Source organism: Acidithiobacillus sp. TH-A35 (assembly GCF_057473505.1).
This window is the reverse complement of the sequence record NZ_JBYCKR010000073.1, coordinates 1-1,924: the sequence shown is the minus strand read 5'-3', so window position 1 is coordinate 1,924 and position 1,924 is coordinate 1. Positions and strand designations below refer to the sequence as shown.

Here is a 1,924-nt window from a genome sequence, read left to right as displayed (position 1 = left end):
GGCTACGCGATGCTCGCCAAAACGCGTTTGGCAGCGTTCTACGAGTTGGGGGGTGAGGCCGATCTCCGGGACCAGAATGAGGGCCTGGGCCCCAGATTCCAGATGCGGTCGGATTGCTTCCAGATACACTTCTGTTTTACCGCTGCCAGTCACCCCCTCCAGTAACCACGCGTTGAAGCCTCCGGCCATGCGTAATTGCGACACGGCGCTTTCTTGTTCTGCATTCAGGCGATGTGGAGAGGGTGCCGCCTGTTCTGGTGAGATGGTTTCCATCACCGTTTCTATCCAGCCACGCCGGATGGCCTGTCGTAAAATGTGGCGTAATTCTTTGGGAATTTCTGCTTCAGGCACAACACTTGTGGTGACGAGCAATTCCCGGAGCGCTTGTTGCAATTTTCCAGGCTGGCGCGGTGCCGTCTGGGCTTCGGTAGCACTGAGGCGGTAACCCCAGGGAGCCGGTTTTGGTAGCGGCCGTCCTTGGCGCAGCAGGGTCGGCAAGGCGGTGGCCCAGGCATCGCCGAGCGGGTGATGGTAGTATGCCGCCCCGAACTCTATCAATTGCTGCAAGGCAACGGGTAAAATGGGATGCGCATCCAGGACCTGCTCAATGGTCTTCAGAGTTACATCGGGCGGGCAACTGGCGTAACCGAGGACGATGCCTATCCGGCTGCCCTTGCCGAAAGGTACCCGCACCCGCATGCCAGGCTGTAGGTGGCCCTCCGGCGGCGGGGCGTAAGAAAAGATGCGGCGGAGCGGTATCATGACGGCGACCTGAATGCAGTTGGCTTCAGTGCTCATGAAGTTGCCCACAACTTCTGTGGATAAGTCTGTGTATGAACATCCTGAAAAGTCCTAGACCCCCTGTCCTTCAACGCGTTAGAGTGGTCGCCTAAAAAAGGTGCAAAATAAAAATTTATAAAAAACAATATGTTAATAGTTGACACCAAAGACGTGGTGGAATCGCCCAAAATTGTCTCAGTGTATGAGTAAACTGTGTATAAGTTTGTCAATGGTTGCTTTCAAAGCATTCTGGGCGGGCATGAACGGCCCAAAAATGGTCAAACTTCATAGGGCTCCCGGTATAATAGATGTCCCGCTTGGCGCCAGGCCAGTGACAATTCCCCAGAAGAGCAGCAGACCAATCCAATTATTATGCAGAAAAGCGCGGAAAGCCTGATCCCGGTCGCCGCTGAGCAGCATCTGCTCGTAGGCCGCGAGAACGGCAGCGCCTGCCAGCGCGATCCAATAAGGCCAATGCATGGCCTGCGTGACACCCATTCCGATGAAAATGACTAGCATCACGGCCTGCAGTCCGGCAATAGCATGACGATCATAACGTCCAAAAAGAATCGCCGTCGATTTGATTCCGGCTTTGAGGTCATCAGGACGGTCAGCCATGGCGTAGGCCGTATCGTAGGCAATGACCCAGGAGGCATTGGCCAGCATCAGCCACCAGGCGAGTGCCGGAACTCGCCCGATGGTCGCGGCAAAAGCCATGGGTATGCCAAAGGAAAAGGCGATACCCAGATAGGCTTGCGGGAGATGGGTAAAACGCTTGAATAACGGGTATGTAACAGTAATGAGCACGGCGCCCCCTGCTAACCATATGGTCAGCCAGTTGAGAAAGGGCAAGAGGACTGCGGCCAGCAGGCACAGAATAACGAACAGGCGCAGTGCTGCCCGCGAGGTGATCAGGCCTGTCGCCAGGGGACGCTGACAGGTGCGGGCGACCTGCCGGTCGAAATCGCGGTCAAAATAATCGTTGATCACACAACCCGCCGAGCGCATCAGCCAGGTGCCCACGGTGAAAATCACGAAGAGACCGAGTGACGGAGTGCCCCTAGCGGCTAGCCAGAGTCCCCAGTAGGTGGGCCAGAGCAGGAGCAGGGTGCCAATAGGACGATCCATGCGCATCAGGGTCGCA

General features: G+C 56.3%; 2 protein-coding genes. Both read right to left on the bottom strand.

Annotated elements, in window-relative coordinates:
• Positions 1–798: primosomal protein N' family DNA-binding protein (locus tag AC2VNK_RS02870; protein WP_486882730.1), on the bottom strand; the 798-nt coding region annotated here is incomplete at its 3' end.
• A 267-nt stretch (positions 799–1,065) separates the two neighbouring features.
• Positions 1,066–1,924: 4-hydroxybenzoate octaprenyltransferase (ubiA, locus tag AC2VNK_RS02865; protein WP_486882729.1), on the bottom strand; the 859-nt coding region annotated here is incomplete at its 5' end.